Source organism: Cupriavidus oxalaticus (assembly GCF_038900635.1).
Classification (GTDB): Bacteria; Pseudomonadota; Gammaproteobacteria; order Burkholderiales; family Burkholderiaceae; genus Cupriavidus; species Cupriavidus oxalaticus_B.
The window spans coordinates 23,518-40,191 of the sequence record NZ_JAYMRX010000012.1; the positions used below are offsets into that span (position 1 = coordinate 23,518).

Consider the following 16,674-nt stretch of genomic DNA (forward strand, 5'->3'; position numbering starts at 1 on the left):
CATGGCGAAAAAGAACAAGCTCAATCGCGGCGGCCCGCCCGCTCTGAATCAAGTCATCGGCGGCCAGGGCCATAACGGTCAGAGGGCGGCTGGCGGAAGGGCGCAGGGGTCGCCCTTGCTGAACAACCTCTACGAGTCGGCGAAGATCCCACAGGATTCTAAGGAACCGAAGGAAGCGCAGGCGATTCTCATCGAGGCGGCAGAGAGCCTGTTGCCCGCACAACTCGACGAGTCGGACGCGGACCGTCGCCAGCTGGAAGCGTTCGCCGTCACGCTGCGCGATCAACAAAAGCAGCTCGAAAATGAACGCCGCACCTGCGACGCGAAGTCTGCGGAGCTTCAGGCGCGCGATACGGCGCTGACGGCGAAGGAAGCGGAGTTCGGGCGGCGTGAAATGCAACAGGCCGAGCGACAGGAAAGCCTGAGCGCGAAGGACGCCACGCTCACGCAACGCGAGCGCGACATCGAACTCCGCGAACTCGATGCCCGCCGCGGCTTCACGCAACAGAACCAGCAGGCGCTGCGTGATCTGAAGGCGGACATAGCGCAGCTGGAGACGCGCCGGGGCGGCATCGCTGTGGAAATCGAACAAAGGCTGATCCAGAGCCAGGAGCAGTTCGCAAAGGAAAGCGATGCGACGCGCAGCCGCCTCGCCGAGCGCGCGGAACGGCTGGCGACGCAGGAAGCCGTGCTCGCGGCGCTGGAAGACGAGCTTGCGGCACGAAGGCTGCAAATGGATTCGCAAAAGCGCACGCGCGAAGAGATGGAAAGCATGCTGCGCAAGCGTCTGGAAAGCGAATTCGAGGCGGAGCGTGCGGAACGTGATCGCGCCATCGACAAGCTTCGCCAGAAGAACGAGACCCTGTCGCGGGAACTCGAAGGCGCGCGCAACGAGCTCGACGGCTATGCCGATCTGGTCGACATGCTGGGAAGCCGTGCGCCATCGGACCTGCTGCGCGACATGGAAGATCTCAAGCATGCGAACAGTACGCTCAAGCGCAAGGTGAGTGAGCTCGAAACGCATGCTACGCTCGACGAGATCGGAACAGTGCGCGACGAGCGAGATCGGGCGCTGGAGGAGCTGGATCGCTTGCGCATCGAAGTCGAAGGCTACCGACAGCGTGCGCACATCGTAAAAATGGCCGCGCTGGAGCGCGAGCGGGCGGCTGATGAACTACACGTCATGCAGCGGAAGAACCAGGCCATGAAGCTGCATCTGGACGAGCTCGAAACGCGTATCGGTAAGCTGACGGACTCTCGCCAGTCCGCCACGGCCTTTCCCGAACTGGCCAGAATGGATGCCGAGCCGGAGTTCCAGACCGAGCGGCCGGTCGATAAGGTACGAGATCTAAAAGCCTTCACCGACGAATTGAGAATCCGGCTAGCGTGTGTACAGCCAGACAATCCGTTGTTCTTCCGCACGCAAGACTTGCAGCTCTTTGTTGGTGGCCTAGCGATGAGTCAGTTGCATGTGTTCCAGGGCATCAGCGGCACGGGCAAAACGAGCTTGGCAAAGGCCTTCGCGAAGGTCGTCCGGGGCGAGTGTCAGGACATCGCGGTACAGGCGGGCTGGCGCGACCGCAGTGATCTGCTGGGGCACTACAACACGTTCGAGAGACGCTTCGCTGAGAAGGAGTGTCTGCAGGCGTTGTATCGCGCGTCGACACCCTCGGCGAGGGACCGTGTCAACATCGTCCTGCTCGACGAGATGAATCTATCGCGTCCGGAGCAATATTTCGCCGACTTCCTCTCGGCGCTCGAAAAGGAAGGTGACGATCGCCTGATCCGCCTCGTCGAAACGAGCCCACCCAATGCACCGCGCGAACTGCGTGGCGGGCGCGAAATTGCTCTGCCGGAAAATCTCTGGTTCATCGGCACGGCCAATCAGGACGAGACCACCAACGAACTCGCGGACAAGACGCACGATCGAGCCTTTGTGCTCGAACTGCCGCGTCACGAGGATCGTTTCGAGCTGACGCAACCGCTGCATCCGAAAACCATTTCGTTTGCTTCGCTCGACAAGGCGTTCAAAACGGCGCAGGCTTCGGCGCGCGGAGAAATCGACGAGCGCCTGGGCATCATCAGCAAGAGCCGTCTCACCAAGGTGCTTGCGGACCTGTTCGACATCGGCTGGGGCAATCGCTTCGAACGGCAGGCGCGCAAGTTTCTACCCGTCGTTGAGGCGGCCGGCGGCAGCGTCGCGCAGGGGCTGGATCATCTGTTGTCGACGCGCATTTTCCGCAGCGGCAAGGTTATTGGGCGCTACGGCATGAATGCCGAAACACTCGAAGTCGTGCAGCACGCCCTGATAGACATGTTCGGTGCGGTCACGGACGGCGCACTCCCCGAGAGATGTCTGATGGCTATCGAACGCGACTTCAAACGCCTGGAGCGGGAGCGCGGAGCGTGAAAGTATTCGATCGCTACCTCGGCGAGATCGTCACCTTACCTGAGGAAGTCGAGCCGGGGCGCTACAGGCTGCTGAAGCGAGCGACGCTAAACGGGCAATTCGTTCTAGAAAAGAACGAGTTGATCATGAGCGACGGACGGGAGCGCTGCCTGCTCGATGGCGAGTCGCACGGGTTCCGCGACGGCGCTCGCCGTAGCGACGATGATCCGGTTGCATCGCTCATCCTTCGTTCAGTCCAAACGTTGGCCATGCAGTACCGAGCGCAGCCGTCCGAGCCGCCGTCGCCGCTGATCCCGAGCGAGCTAGCTGATTCGGTGAAACTCGACGATCGAGACAAGGAACTCAAGCGTGTCATAGACAAGGGCCATCTTGACGAGATCGCCCGTAGGCCACGCTACGCCATGAAGTACCAGGCGGAAGTCGCGCAGATTCATCGCGTACGACGCATGGCACCGAAGGCCATCGAACACCTGGCCGCGCATTCGGAGGACTGGCTCAGTCAGACCGTGTTCGGCGTGTTGCCCAAGAGGCTGCTCGCGTTGCTGAGCGAGGACGAGTGGTCGATCTACGAGAACAAGGTCTATACACGTTTGCTGGACGAGCTTTACGACTATTTGTGCTGGCGCCTCACCGAGACCAAAGAGATCAACGACAAGTACGAGGAGAAGCGCAAGCTGGAGCAGGCCGAACATATCCATCACCGACTGCGCGATCGCCTCTTCAAGCTTTGGGGCGGCGCAATGGGCACTTCAGCGACGGAGCAAGGCCTAAAGGATTCGTGCGAGGCCATCAAGTTACTCCGGTCCGCGAAGATGCGTGTTGGCGCGCTTAGGCAGAGCGAGTTGTATCGGAATGTGCCGCGTTCGGCGCGCGTGCCCACGCAGTTGCGCAACACCAACATCCTCATGCACGACCAACATTACCGGCATCTGCGGACGCTGTGGGGTAAGTACCAGACGCGTTCCATGAAGAAGCAAACCAAGCCGGAGCAGGTGCTGGCGGATAACAGGCGGGCGCTTGCCGACTTCGCACAATATCTGCGCATGATGATTCATCGCGTGATGACGAATATGGCGCTGGCTGACGCGCAGCCGGAAGCGGACGCGATCGGCTTCACCTTCGGGCGGGCGCGAGGACGAGTGTCATTTGTTGACGATGAAATCAGGATTCGGCTAGAGGAGAGGGAACTGGTCATCGTGCCGACAATGACCGAGCCGGACAATTCCACCGCGTTGAGGCCGGATGCGAGCGGTCGCATCGTGATTGCGTGCCTGTTCGCGGGCTCCCATAAAGATGCACTGGAACCCTCGGCGCCGGACGCGGAAAGTCGCGTGATCAATCCGTTCGATTTTTACGGGGAAGAGCGACTTGCGTTGAGTGTTGAACGCTTTCTGTGGTTTCCGGCTTTTGCAGCTTACGGACATCCAATCGGTCCGCTTCCCCGCGAGGCGCTGGCATGGCTCGAAAGCAAGTCCCTCGGCGTGGTGGAAAACCGGCACTGGAGATCCGACGTGCCCTTGAGTGCCAGCGACGAAGAAGCGTTGCACGCGTGGTTGAGAGACGCGGCGCTCAATTCGGAGACGAAAAACAAGATCGCGCTGTCTGTCGATCGGACAAACTTGCTTGCTCTCTGTCGCCATTGCATTGAGCCGGCGAAATTCACGTCGCGCAACGGCGACTTCACCGCACGCTGCGAGGCTTGCGGAACGCAGTGGGGTATTTATCGCCGTGGTGCGCGACGCGTGGCGCAAATGCATCCGGACGACGGCGAGGACGCGAGCTTCGAACGAGTCGGATCGTGGTCGATGGAGTTCGACGTTTGATGCGTGGAACGTGGGCGCATGACAAACAAGGCACCGGTGGCAATTAGCACCAGGCATTGACGGCCCAAAGCGACATCATCTTTGATATTCAGTTGTGGGGGACAGTAAAGTGATTCAAGGTTCACGAATTTTGCCTGCTCGACACCTAACTGTTCGGGTGCCGTGGCATGACTCTGGCTGGAAGGGCACCTTCTGCCAAAGTTGCACCGCTAACACCAGTTGTACGGTGCTTCCGCGTATCGCGACCGGTCGTGACGACGCCTTTGAAATGCTGCGTGCTGGCGATAGCTTTGAGTCGCTTGATCGTTCGCAGCATCCGCCGTGCGTTGATGAACATGGAACCTTCATGGCGCAGTTTCCGCTGTCGATGCAAAAGAAGCATCCATACTCAGAGAGCGCCAAGACGACACACGGGCATTTCGCCGAAACGCCCTACACCATCCGTCCTTACTCGGCCGCAGCCATTCCGTTTCGCTGGATGTTGCGCGAGCAGATGGAAGGCAATAAGAAGCGGGGCGTGCCTAGTCTGACGGAGATCCTCCAACTGGGCTACCAGACAGAACGCGAGCCAGATCTCACCGTCAACAAGGGTTGGGAGAAAGACAAGAAGACCTGGGTTCAAGAAGGCGTCAACCAGCGCATCATCCTTGACACGTTTTTCAGCGTGGCCAAGCCGAATGAGTCGCTGGTGTTCTTCTATGCCAAGCGCACGCCGCTGGTTGAGGATGTACGCCGCGTGATCATCGGTGTGGGACGCGTGAAGTCGGTGAGTGCGCCAATCGAGTATCACTATTTGGCCGGGCAGAAGCCGAAGGACAGCATTAGCGGCTATCTCTGGGAACGTAACATCGAGCATTCGATCCGACCGAAGGACTCGGACGGCTTCTTGCTGCCCTATCAGCAGTTGCTGCAAGCTGCGGAGGCAGATGAATCCATTGACCTTGCTGACTGCACTGCGTTTGCGCCTGACGAGTACTTTGGTAGTTATTCCTACGGCACCGAACATCTCGCACACGACGGCGCCATTTCTTCACTGCTGGCCATTGAGAAGGCCATCAAGGCGATGCGCCAGCACTTGGCAGACGAGCCCTGGGACAAACATCTGGCGTGGATTGATGCGGAGCTGAACCGGCTCTGGGAAGTGCGTGGCGCCTTCCCTGGACTGGGCGCCGCCCTGAACGCGTTCGGCTTTCCACATGGAAACTTGTTGGCTTGGTATATAGGCAGTCAGGGCGACGAGAAGTTAGACCCTTGGCGAGCTTTGGCAGATGTACTAACGAAGCCGGAAGGTCTGCCTGCTTACCTGCGCGACGGTATCGGCGACACCCTTCGAAAGAAGTGGGAGAAGCTGCCGCCAGAGCGGCGCGCACTATTGATGCTGCTGGCTCGGTTCAATTTGGCCGATGCTCAAGCCCTGCGATGGTATCAGCCGACGGAGCGTACGAAAGCCGGGATTGATCTGAGCGACACAGAAATCCTGGCCAATCCCTATTTGGTCTATGAGAATGACCGATTGCAAGCCGATCCAGTGGCATTTGAGATGGTGGATCGCGGCATCTTCCCTCCCGAGTCGATTCGTACAGCATTTCCGCTGCCCGAACCGAGCCTAGTGCGCGAAGCCATCGATGAACGACGGGTACGTGCGGCAATGCTTCTAACGCTTGAAGAGGCAGCTCGAACTGAGGGGCATACTTACCTCATGGCCACATGGGTGGTCCAGCGGATTCGCGATCGCGCGTTGAAGCCAGGCTGTCCGCTGGACATGGATACGCTCTTGATCATGGAAGACGGTCTGGCGCCCAAAATCGAGAGCATTCAAGTCAAGGATAGCCTCCAGGCGTTTCAGTTGGACCGCTACGTCGAGACCTCGTCACTGATCAAGTCCAAGATTGGCAAGCGGAGATCCCGGAAAGCCAACGCCGGGGAACACAACTGGATTGCACTGGTCGATGCGGCAATTGATTCGTCGAGGGACAAGGGCACCCCGAAGTCAAAGCCGAGCAACCGCGACATCGCTGCGCGCAAGGAAAAGTCGGCAGCCTTGGAGGTGCTCTACAAATCCGGAGTTTCGGTGCTCATGGGGGCCGCTGGCACGGGGAAGAGCACCCTACTCAAGGCGTTGTGCGGCATCGAGAGCGTGAGGAACAAGGGAATCCTGCTCCTCGCGCCTACTGGAAAAGCTCGCGTGAGGCTAGAGCAGACGAGCGGCATGGCTGGGCAAGGGAAGACAGTCGCCCAGTTCTTGAATGGACTGGACCGATACGACGGCAAGACTGGCCGGTATTTCGTCAATATGGATGCCGACCGCTCGGCCGTGCACGCCACAGTCATTATTGATGAATGCTCCATGCTAACTGAGGAGCAACTCGCGGCACTTTTGGATGCGGTCGAGAACGTAGATCGGCTGGTTCTGGTTGGCGACCCTAAGCAGCTGCCGCCGATCGGCGCAGGCCGGCCCTACGTGGACATCGTCAATTTCTTGAAGCCGGCCAATATTGACAGCCTGAGAACTCGGGTTGCGCCGTGCTTCGCAGAACTGACCGTCACGATGCGTCAAGGTGCCGAGGAGGGCGCCGTTCGCGAAGACGTACTGCTTGCTCAGGCTTTTAGCGGCCGACCACTGGACGCGGGCGCTGACGAGATCTGGCAGACCGTGGCGTCTGGGAAGTCGAACTACGTGAAGCTGGTTCGGTGGAACAAGCCTGATCAGCTTCAACAGTTGCTGCTCAATGAGCTAAAGGCTGAGTTGAAGCTGAAGTCGATCACGGATGAAGCGACCTTCGAGGAGTCTTTGGGCGGCGTCTATTCGGAGTTCGACGGTGGTTCAACCGTCTTCTTCAATACTCAGTACAAGGATCGACCAGGAGCATCCAAGAAAGCCGAGGCGTGGCAAATCCTTTCGCCAATCAAGCAGTATCAAGCTGGCGTCACCGCTATCAACCGCGCGCTGCAGCAGCAGTTTAGGAAGTCCTTCCTCAAGATGGCTGCTCAAACAGGCTGGACGAAGAAGATCCCAAGCCCGGCGGGCCCAGAGGGAATCATCTACGGCGACAAGGTTATCAATGTCATAAACAAGAGCGGGCGCGAGACCTACCCGGAAACGGATGATGCCTACGTTGCCAACGGCGACATCGGCATCGTTACTGGGCACCGCAAGACCAAGGCGAAAAATTGGTCGCCCTACGAAGTCGAAGTTGAGTTGGCCTCGCAACCGGGCATTTCGTACAAGTACAAGCCGTGGGAGTTCGATTCGCAGGAGAGCACGCCACCACTTGAGTTGGCCTATGCTTTGACTGTGCACAAAACTCAGGGAAGTGAGTTCGGCAAGACCTTCGTTGTGATTCCGAACCCCTGTCGCAACCTGACGCGTGAGATGCTCTACACCGCGCTGACGCGCCAAAGGGACAAGATCATCATCCTCCATCAAGGGGACTTCAGGGACCTACAGCACCTTAGCCAAGAGGCAGCATCGGAGATCAACCGTCGGATGACGAACCTTTTCGTGCCGTCGTCACCGGTAGAAATCAAGGTACGAAACAAGTCACTCTTCCTGGATGAGAAGCTGATCTACCTGACGGAAAACGGCGAGTTGGTCCGGTCAAAGTCGGAATGGATCATCGCCGACAAGTTGAAGGCTGCTGGCATCAAGTACCAGTACGAGCAGCCACTCGTTCTGGACGGTGTTGAGCGTCTGCCTGACTTCACGATTCGCGACGACGATGCCGGTACGGTCTGGTATTGGGAGCATAACGGCATGCTCACCGATGACGAGTACTTGAAACGTTGGGAGCGCAAAAAGGCAGCGTACCGCAAGGCGAAAATCCTGCCTTTGCCGTTGCCTGAAAATGACGATGGAAGGGCCGGCACTCTGCTGGTAACTGAGGAACACGAAGGCAAGGGACTAGACCTGAACGCGATTCTCGCCAACATCAAACTCATACTTGGGCACGACTGATTGGCGTGCACATGGTTAGGTTTTGACGCCCCTGCGGTGCAGCTAGAGTATGTTCGAGCGGGTGCACCGCAATGGCTACAAATGAGAGAGTAATGAATGCGAAGAGCAGAGTGAGCTTGCGCCTTTGCCACCGACTTCCCTATGGACTTCCAGGGTAAGCGACCAGTTCCTCCACCTTGAATCGATTGAAGCGATGAAGCATCGTCCCCACGAAGGAGGATCGTGGAGACGATGGATAAAGTGTCGACAGTTGAGCGGCCGCGCCGGCGGGAGTACAGCGCCGAATTCAAGGCCATGGTCCTGGAACAGGTTCGCCAGGCAGGAGCTTCGGTGGCGGGGGTTGCGCTCAGCTACGGGCTGAACCCGAACATGGTGCACCGATGGATACGCGAGGAACGTCAGCGGCAGATGCTGACTGCGCTGAGCGAGCGCCATGCGTTTGTTCCGCTGCAGGTCGAAGCCCTACCCGCAGTCACAGGTGAGGTGCTTCCGTGTGACACGCCGGCGGCTGCAACGCCGGAGACCATCCGCATAGAGATCCAGCGCCCAGGCGGCACGCTGCTTGTGCACTGGCCTCTGTCAGCGGCACAGCAATGTGCCCAACTTCTTCGGGACTGGCTGCGATGATCCGCATTGACGCGCTGTGGTTGGCCGTCGAGCCCATCGACATGCGCGCCGGAAGCGAGCGGCTGCTGGCACGCGTGGTGCAGGTCTTCGGCGCAGCCCAGTCACATCACGCCTACTTGTTTGCGAATGCTCGCCACACGCGCATGAAGCTATTGGTGCATGACGGCTTTGGCGTATGGTGCGCCGCGCGGCGCCTCAACCAGGGACGCTTTGCCTGGCCTGCCGTACAGGTCGGCGCCATCGGCGCACAACTGACGCAGGCACAGTTCGACGCCCTGATCCTCGGCCTGCCTTGGCAGCGCCTCGAGGACCTGCGGGCCATTACGCGGATATGACGATGATCACGGCGCGTTGACAGCATAAATCCGTATGGCGTGAGTGCCCGGTGGCAGGCACGATGGTTCCATGCTGAACCTGCGCCAACTACAAGACCAAGGCCTTCAGGACCTCGCGCCGGAGGACGTCCTGGCACTGGCGCAGCAGATGCTCGCACACATCCAGCAGCAGGAACGCGAGATCAAGCTCAAGGACGTCAAGATCGAGAAGATCACCTTCGAGCTGGCGCGACTCAAGGCCTGGAAGTTCGGGGCCAAGACCGAGGCGATGAGCGCCGAGCAGCGCCGCCTGTTCGAGGAGACCCTGGCCGAGGACGAGGCCAGTCTACAAGCGCAGTTGCAGCAGGCCAAGGGCGAGCCCTCTGTTGAAGACAACACCAAGTCCAAGCGCAAGCCCCGTCGCCAGCCACTGCCAGCCCACCTGCGCCGAGTCGAGCATCACCACGAACCCGAGGATACTCACTGCCCAACACCGGGCTGTGGACGGACCATGGTACGCGTGGGTGAGGACGTTAGCGAGAAGCTGGATATCGTGCCGGCGGAGTTCTTCGTGCACCGCCACATCTACGGCAAGTGGGCCTGCCGAGGCTGCCAACGCCTGATGCAGGAGCCCGCTGACCCACAGATCATCGACGGTGGCCTGCCCGCAGCCGGACTGGTGGCGCACACGCTGATCAGCCGCTTCGTTGATCACCTGCCGTACTACCGGCAGGAGACGATCAACGCCCGCTCGGGCGTACACACGCCGCGCTCCACACTGGCTGCCTGGTCCGGGCGCGCTGGTGCAGCACTGGAGCCGCTCTATGAAGCGCACAAGCGCTTCGTACTTGCAGCAAGGGTTCTGCACGCCGACGAGACGCCGGTGGCGATGCTCGACCCGGGAGCCGGCAAGACCAAGCGAGCCTACGTCTGGGCCTATTCGCGTGGCACCTTCGACCCACAACGGGGCGTGATCTACGACTTCTGTATTGGTCGAGGCGCGCAGTACCCGATTGCCTTCCTGGGAGGTACCAGTGAAGACGGCAACGAGCGATGTTGGCAAGGTACGCTGGTGCGCGACGAATACGCTGCCTATGACAGCGTGTTGCAAGCGCACCCCGGTCGCATAGCCGCGGGATGCTTGGCCCATGCCCGGCGTCGGTACGACGAACTGCTACGAAACCAGGGCAGCAGCACGGTCGCGCCAGAGGCACTGCGTCGCATTGCGCAGATCTACCGTCTTGAGCGGGAGCTCGCCACCCTGAGCAGCGAGCAACGTCTGGCCAGAAGGCACAGCGACGCTAAGCTGCTGTGGGAGCAACTGCATGCCTGGCTGCAACTGGAGCGGTCACGTGTGCCCGATGGCGGCATCACAGCCAAGGCACTCGACTACAGTCTCAAAAACTGGCCGACGTTGACGCACCACCTCCTCGATGGGGATGTAAGCGTGGACAACAACAGTCTGGAGAACCTGATCCGACCCTGGGCCTTGGGAAGGCGCTCGTGGTTGTTCGCAGGCAGCGAACTGGCCGGTCAGCGCGCCGCGGTCGTGATGAGCCTGGTGCAATCAGCCAAGCTCAACGGGCACGATCCGTGGGCCTACCTCAATGACGTGTTGACCCGCCTGCCTACCCACCTGAACAGCCGCATCGACGAGCTGCTTCCCCACAACTGGCATCCCGCACGCTGAGCGCGTCTGCTCTCTCACAATCGCTCTTAACCGGCAAGGTGGGGCGGCGAGACGCTTACCTTCCAGGTACTTTCCAACTTGCTTGTTTGGATCGTCGCTGCCCCGTGTCACAGAAAGTAGTCTTGCTCGAGCGACACCAGGTCGGGATTGAATCGAGTTACGCTGCCGAAAAGCCTGACATGATGGCGCAAGTCCCGGCGGAGTTATTGGTCCAGTGAGACGGTTTGCGCAATCAGCTCGAACTCTGCGAGTAGATCTCGATGTCGCTGGCGAAGGAAGGCAGACACCGACTCATTCTCGAGTAGCTTCGCCAGATAGCCCTTCGCCAGGACAAGGTTCAAGATGTCTTGACCGTAGGTCTGCTCTACGAGTTTGTATTGCCCCTGCAAGTTCGTCATCTCCCGTTCCATCTTCCCCATTTGCTCCTGCGTGACGCCGGTGAGCTTTCGTGGTTTCTTTCCATCGACGAGTAGGCTGGCTGGTGTTGCGACAAGCAAAGCCTCGGCATATGAGATGGTGAGATTGTTCGCTGAAGCCATCAGCTCGACGCACTCCACTTGCCGGGTTGGTTTCATCTTTCTGATGGCGCGAACGAGTTCTGGGGAAAATTGCCGATCCTTAAGTAGCTCGGTCGCCTCTGGGCAAATTCCGTTCAAGAGGTTGGCCTTCTTCTGGATGTGAGTTACGTCGACGCTGAGCGCCTTGGCGAGGCGCTCCGGTGAGACACCGCGATCTATCGCTCGCCTCAGCATGAGGTGCTCTTGAATGGTCGAGAGGCGATTTATGCGATTGTTGTATGTAAAGCTCTCGTCGTCGGTCGCAACAAGGCAGGAAGCCTCGACGAAGCCTAGCTGCCGAAGGGCGATCAGTCGGATGTGCCCGTCCAATAGCACATGCTGACCAGACTGCTGGTCGGCTGCCGTAACTGAGAGTGGCTCTATCAGTCCGATTTCCTCTATCGATGACTTGATCTGATTGAACTTTCTGGACGTGGCAATGCCTTCTGGGGTGCGCCGAGATGGCAGAATGCAGACCACAGGAACGTTCAACGGCTCAGGAATGAAGCCTAGCGTTACGCCGCTCATCTCAACGCACCTCCCGACCACACGCGTTCTGATAAGTACTTCGGGAGCGTGGCGAGGTCCTCGGCACGCAGAAGATTGATGAAGTTCTCATCGGCGAAGAGCTGTCGTAGAGCTCCCACAACGAACATCAGCCGTTGTTGCGCGAACTCGGCCTTGCGGACCATGGACTTTTGGCGCTCAACCTCATTCTGGTATGTGCGGATAAGGCTAGACGAAGAGACGTCGCTAGCTTGCCGCGGCATCCTACGGGAGCTTGTCCTGCCGAGTGTCTGGCGACGCTCGATAACACGGCGCGCATCCATGAGTTGCTTGCCTCTCAACTTGCCTGATTCATAAGCCTCCTGTAGAGCCGCCTGAATCGCCTTGTCATCGTCGCCAGCACCGACAATCGCAAGTGCCGCGTTCAGCGGGATGCTGCCTTTCTCGACAGCGACAAGCAAGCGCTCTTCACCTTGCTGAAGCAGCGTCAGGATGCCCTGGATGTACTGTTGAGTTAGTCCCGTCTTTTCGGCGATGACTTTCGGTGTGTAGCCTTGCTCATGTAGCTGGCGAATGCCTGCTAGCAGTTCTAGTGAACGACACTGGCGGCGAGCGATGTTCTCAGCTAGGCTCATGAGGAAGGCATCCTCATCGCTAACGTGCACGACGAGAGCCGGAATCGTTGTTTCACCGAGAGACCGGAATGCTTTGAGGCGTCCCTCACCACAGACAAGCATGTACTTCTCTCCGCCATCTGCAGCCATGCGCGGGGTGACAGTAATTGGCTTCTTCAGGCCAATGGTTTTGATGTTCTCAACGATCTCGCCAAAAACCTTTCCGTTGCGCTCACGTGGATTCAGGACCTCGACACGATCGATTGGAATCATGCGAACTTCGCCTGGTTGTCGCCTTTCGCTCATGCTGCTCTCCTAAGCTTAGAGCGAGCCGCCATGCCGTAGAGGTAGTCGAGATTGTCAAATCGGTAGCTCTCCAGCTCGGCCGGATTACGTTCGGCCAGGTTGATACGTGGCCTACAGAAGTCGAGGCGTGGGAGCAGGTAATAGTCCAGTATCGATCCGTTCTCTTGGCCTAGGCGGACTGCGACAGTAATGTCGGGGGCGAGACTTGTGTCGAATCGTACCTTCCAGCGGTAATGGCCGGTCGCGGGAGATTGGCATCGGGCAAGCACGATCGACGCATTGAACTCACCATTGAGCATAAGCAAGTCCGTAGCTGGATCGCGAACTACGGTGCCACCAAGCGCGGCGATTCTGCGCTCCGTCTCGGTCACCATCTCTGGATGAAGGCGGCGTAGGAAACGATTGGTCTCTACGTACCGGTAATCACGGTCTGGCGTAAAGCCAACCGTCTGATAAGCACGGATGAGGCTCCCGAAGTGATAAACGTAGACAGAGGTCGATGGCATTCCCTCCGTTTCATCGATAACTAGGCCGGATAGATAGCCGCGGCTTTTATACAGTGCGCGTAGCCTGTCGATAAGCTCGCTATCCGAATAGCGGCGAGCCCTTGCGCGCATGATGCCTTGAGCGGTGTAGAAGATATCGCTTGGGACTATTGGTTCAAAGGCATGCTCCTTCCGAATCCACATATCGGGGGTGTTCGCGACCCGAGTCTTCTTCAGCTTGAATGAGACGCGGTTGTAGACGTTGTTGCCAATGTACTTCTCGTTCGTCAGGACCTCCCTCACTGTAGATCGACCCCAAGGCCGACCGAGTTCCGTCTCGATTCGCATTGCGTTCAGGCGTGCAGCGATTTCGTGCTCATTTAGCGACTCCTCGATGAACCACGAGTAGATGAGATTGACGGTACGTACCTCACTTTCCGGGCCAGGCATCAAGATCACGCGGTCAGTCTGAATGCTCTTTTGCTCGCCCCGTGCCAGCGGCGCTTTCATGACACCGTGCTGGTCCACAAGTACCCGCCGCAGCCCATATCCCGCAGGACCCCCTTGGCGAAAACCCATCTCAATAAGGCGGCATTGCCCAGCGAATACCTTTGATGAGAGTTCGCGGCTGTACTCGCCAGCCATTGCACGCTTTACACCCTTGACGATGGTGGACACAGGAGAACCATCGTTCTCGAACTGCTCGGCGCAATAGGCCACCTGTAAGCCAGCCCTCCGGCAGATGTACTCGTAGTACGCGCTTTCGTCGGCGTCCTGGAAGCGGCCCCACCGGCTCACGTCATAGACCAGGATGACCTGGAAATCCGCCGTGCCGGATTCGACGTCATGAATGAGGTTTTGGAGCGCCTGCCTGCCGTCGATGCGTAAGCCACTCTTTCCTTCGTCGGCATAGGTACGGACTATGCGAAGGCCACGCCGTTGAGCATATTCCCGGATCTTGTCGCGCTGATTCTCAGTCGAGTACTGCTGATGTTCAGTCGACATGCGGACGTACTCGGCCGCTTGTACTTCGGCGCTCGATGGCGTTTCGCCATTGCGTGGAGGGACTGTCAGCATGATTTCGACTCACTGTCCAAATCGAGTGCCGTGCCCATGCTCCGCCAGCCCCCAAGTTGGCGATCGTTGGGACGTGCACACCGTCATTTTTAGCAGGTCCAAACGCCTGGCGTGACACGTCCTCTCTTTGCAATCATGACGCGATCTGCACTCTCCCGCGCCAGGACTGTAATTCGGACGATCCACGGGTCCATCTTTGCAATCAGCGTTTGTGGCGCTGGAGACAGGGCGTAGATGCCTGAGCGGACGGCGGTAAGCCGTTTCCACACGTCCATCTTTGCAATGCGATTCGTGACATTCCGCCGCTTTTGCTGTTCTCGGTTGCGGGCGGCATACGCGGGGTGAAGCTCACGATACTCATGCCAATACCCTGGGTGCGCCGCGACCCAGTTGCATTGGGCCCGCGCTTGGTTCTCGCGGTAGTCAGCGTCTGTCGTTAAGCGCCGCCATTGCCATTCGCGGCGCCGGCGCCGCTGGCACTCGGGCGCTGGGCAAAAGCGCTGCCCGGGCGTTTGGGGGCGGACCTCGAACGGCAGTCCGCACGCCTGGCACTGCCTGACGATTTTCATACGTCACTCCCCGCCGGCGGCAAACGGGGGGACGGCAGGCATCGCGACGTTCACCGTGGCACAGCCCTATTAGTTAGCCAGATACTTAAGTCATCTGGCCCAGGCTATCTTGAGATTCTCCCAGACTATCGGGACGCGCTCTGCGCGACAGTCGAGGTAGTGGCAGATCGGAGATTTCGAGACGGGTGGGATGGATGCCTAGGAATTGTGCGTAAAAAGGCGCATTCGGAGCGGTCCAGCTAATTCGCGCTTCTTTTCACTGCAGTCCAGGTAATTCCGGTTCTAAGACGGCCGAGCGGCGACGGAATTAGCTGTTAAGTCATTGATTTCTCGAAAAATGCAGTCCAGCTAATTCCGGTTCCTCACAGTTGTCAGAGATCATGAAAAACGTGTCACTGAGATGAAAAAAATTTCTCAGTGATCGTGGAAAATTAGGCCATTGCTGTAGCCCGGTTGACTTCCCGAGTCCTCCGGGCTTTCTGTTTTTTTGGGAGGGCACCACAATTCTCGCCACTTCAAAACCAGCCAATTTTAATGCAATAAATGTGCACATCGCACTAGTGAAAAGTTGTGCAAGAGGCATTAAGATTTGCCGGGTTTTTCAAGGCGTTGCGAGTGTCATTCAATACGAGCGATTCGCAAAAAAATACGGCAATAATCATTGACCGCGCGCCAGCAACCAATAAAATAACGTCTTCGCTGGCAAAACGAATTAATTTTAAACACCCCCTTTGCCCCGCTTGTGGGACCTGGTGTTACCCGACTTAGACAGGCCAGTGAACATCGCTTGACAGTAGCCAGCGAGAAAACACTCATCAGTGAGCGAAAGTCTGGGGGCTACGGTAACGAGCGGAAGCACGTCTTCGTAGCAGCCGGATCAAACTTGTATGAATGGTTCACCGGCGGCGAAAAGCTCGCCCCTCTGCTGGCTGGCATCCGCGCACGCGACAACGCCGACATTCCTACCGCCCCCGGCGCCTGCATCGACCACGGCTTCGTCGCAGACGCCTCCGGCACATTCCAGGAAATCTTCGGCGCCGGTATTCATTTGCCGAGTTTCCCCGATGTCAGCTTTTCGGTTGACTCCAACAAGCGGGCAACCGTGGACGACACCAATGGCGTGGGACTGCTGGCCTCGATCGCCGAGCAAAAGAAAAACCTCGGCGCCCGCTATCCGAAGCTGACGACCTTGCGAGAAGGCAAGCGTACGGTAGGCGTCTGGCAGGGCGAGGAATCGCTGGTCCGCCGTGCGGACGGCACGCACGATTTTGAATGGGAGGCCGTTGGCAAGGAACGCTCCACGCTGCACCCCGCCTGGATCAACGCGAAGATGTTCTCGAAGGTGGCCGCCAATCGTATCGGCGCCGCGGACACGGCGTCCTTGAGCGACGACGAGGCCATTGCCCTCTGGAACAGGCTGCTGGATGGCGTGCGCTTTCGCGTCAACGCGCCGCCGACGCAGACCGGTGCCCCGGTCACGGTGCGTTCGGGCGAGGTCACTCCCTTGTCCGGCATGTGGCGCGCCTCGCTTCCGTCCGGGCATCCGCAGGCGGCGTGGGTGGCCAGCAAGTCGAGCATCGTCCGGAAGCAGGGGATGCCGATGGTCAGCTTCGGGCTATTGCCAGCCGACGAAGCGTTGGTGGTGTGGACATGGATGGGCGAGGCCAGTGAATGAGCCTCAGGCGCATGATGACGGCATAAGCTTTGGGGCGTGCCGTGGCACGCCTGTACGACGAGGCG

10 protein-coding genes are annotated in these 16,674 nt (G+C 58.8%); 7 read left to right on the plus strand and 3 right to left on the minus strand.

Features of this window, described 5'->3' with window-relative positions; all coding sequences use genetic code 11:
- Window position 1 precedes the first annotated feature (1 nt).
- The 6 genes from VSR71_RS19275 (at window position 2) to tnpC (ending at window position 10,819) form a co-directional block, all read left to right on the plus strand.
- On the plus strand, window positions 2–2,410 hold the full coding sequence (locus VSR71_RS19275) for a hypothetical protein (RefSeq protein ID WP_342915454.1): 2,409 nt from the start codon (window positions 2–4) through the stop codon (window positions 2,408–2,410).
- A complete protein-coding gene (locus VSR71_RS19280; protein WP_342915455.1) occupies window positions 2,407–4,233 on the plus strand; it encodes a hypothetical protein in 1,827 nt (608 codons plus the stop codon). The genes VSR71_RS19275 and VSR71_RS19280 overlap by 4 nt, the downstream gene beginning before the upstream one ends.
- Window positions 4,234–4,459: 226 nt before the next feature.
- Window positions 4,460–8,188 (plus strand): ATP-dependent RecD-like DNA helicase, encoded by a 3,729-nt coding sequence (locus VSR71_RS19285; RefSeq protein ID WP_342915456.1) that lies wholly within the window; start codon window positions 4,460–4,462, stop codon window positions 8,186–8,188.
- A gap of 231 nt (window positions 8,189–8,419) precedes the next feature.
- Window positions 8,420–8,815 (plus strand): IS66-like element accessory protein TnpA, encoded by a 396-nt coding sequence (gene tnpA / locus VSR71_RS19290; protein WP_342915594.1) that lies wholly within the window; start codon window positions 8,420–8,422, stop codon window positions 8,813–8,815.
- A complete protein-coding gene (gene tnpB / locus VSR71_RS19295; RefSeq protein WP_342915457.1) occupies window positions 8,812–9,150 on the plus strand; it encodes an IS66 family insertion sequence element accessory protein TnpB in 339 nt (112 codons plus the stop codon). The genes tnpA and tnpB overlap by 4 nt, the downstream gene beginning before the upstream one ends.
- Window positions 9,151–9,220: 70 nt before the next feature.
- Window positions 9,221–10,819, plus strand: a complete 1,599-nt coding sequence (gene tnpC, locus VSR71_RS19300) for an IS66 family transposase (RefSeq protein WP_342915458.1) — start codon at window positions 9,221–9,223, stop codon at window positions 10,817–10,819.
- Between the two features lie 203 nt (window positions 10,820–11,022).
- On the opposite strand, the gene VSR71_RS19305 is transcribed toward tnpC, so the two are convergent.
- Genes VSR71_RS19305 through VSR71_RS19315 form a run of 3 tightly spaced genes read right to left on the minus strand, consistent with a single transcriptional unit; the run spans window position 11,023 to window position 14,365 of the window.
- A complete protein-coding gene (locus VSR71_RS19305) occupies window positions 11,023–11,904 on the minus strand; it encodes a plasmid partitioning protein RepB C-terminal domain-containing protein (protein ID WP_342915459.1) in 882 nt (293 codons plus the stop codon).
- The gene (locus VSR71_RS19310; RefSeq protein WP_342915460.1) at window positions 11,901–12,803 is read right to left on the minus strand and encodes a ParB/RepB/Spo0J family partition protein; all 903 of its coding nucleotides are present in this window, start codon (window positions 12,801–12,803) and stop codon (window positions 11,901–11,903) included. Before VSR71_RS19310 ends, VSR71_RS19305 begins: the two co-directional genes overlap by 4 nt.
- Window positions 12,800–14,365, minus strand: coding sequence for a recombinase family protein (locus VSR71_RS19315; protein ID WP_342915461.1), 1,566 nt, complete (start codon window positions 14,363–14,365; stop codon window positions 12,800–12,802). The genes VSR71_RS19310 and VSR71_RS19315 overlap by 4 nt, the downstream gene beginning before the upstream one ends.
- A 1,452-nt stretch (window positions 14,366–15,817) precedes the next feature.
- On the opposite strand from VSR71_RS19315, the gene VSR71_RS19320 reads away from it, so the two are divergent.
- Complete coding sequence (locus VSR71_RS19320) at window positions 15,818–16,609, plus strand: T6SS immunity protein Tli4 family protein (RefSeq protein ID WP_342915462.1); 792 nt, start codon at window positions 15,818–15,820, stop codon at window positions 16,607–16,609.
- Window positions 16,610–16,674: the final 65 nt, after the last annotated feature.